Below are 748 nucleotides of genomic sequence, written 5' to 3'. Positions count from 1 at the left end.
AATGGAACCAGGACTATGGCCAGGCTGCCCTGCCGACTCAGAATGTTGCTTCCAGCACGACCGCACCGGGCCTCCCGGATACGGCAACTGGCAAAAAAGCGTCAGTCAGTGATGACATTCCCCACGCCGCAAACGATACCAGCGCACCTGCCGAAACTCCGGTAGCCGCAAGCACCGACCTCATCCAGATCAAAACGGATGTGCTCGATCTGGCCATCGATCCACAAGGTGGTGATGTCGCGCAGCTGAAATTGCCGCTGTATCCACGTCGCCAGGACCATCCGGAAATTCCTTTCCAGCTGTTCGATAACGGCAACGAGCGCACTTATCTGGCGCAAAGTGGCCTGATCGGCAGCAATGGTCCGGACGCAAGTCCTGCCGGTCGTCCGGTTTACTCTTCCGAGAAGAAGATTTATCAACTGGCTGACGGTCAGGACCAATTGGTCGTGGACCTGAAGTTCAGCAAGGACGGCGTCAATTACATCAAGCGTTTCACCTTGAAACGTGGCCTGTATGACGTGACCGTTTCCTACTTGATCGATAACCAGAGCGCTCAACCCTGGTCCGGTGCAATGTTCGCGCAATTGAAGCGTGATGCCAGTTCCGATCCTTCTTCCAGCACCGCCACGGGCACCGCGACTTATCTGGGCGCCGCCCTGTGGACAAGTAACGAGCCGTACAAGAAAGTGTCGATGAGCGACATGGACAAGGCTCAGCTGAAAGAAACCGTCACCGGTGGTTGGGTTGC

At 56.3% G+C, this 748-nt stretch carries 1 protein-coding gene; it reads left to right on the top strand.

Going from position 1 to position 748, the window contains the following annotated elements; genetic code table 11:
- Positions 1-748: membrane protein insertase YidC (gene yidC, locus D8V06_RS21240; protein ID WP_130931728.1), on the top strand; the 748-nt coding region annotated here is incomplete at both ends.

The sequence above is a fragment of the Pseudomonas sp. Sample_24 genome (genome assembly GCF_004307605.1).
Classification (GTDB): Bacteria; Pseudomonadota; Gammaproteobacteria; order Pseudomonadales; family Pseudomonadaceae; genus Aquipseudomonas.
This window is presented reverse-complemented; position numbering and strand designations above follow the sequence as displayed.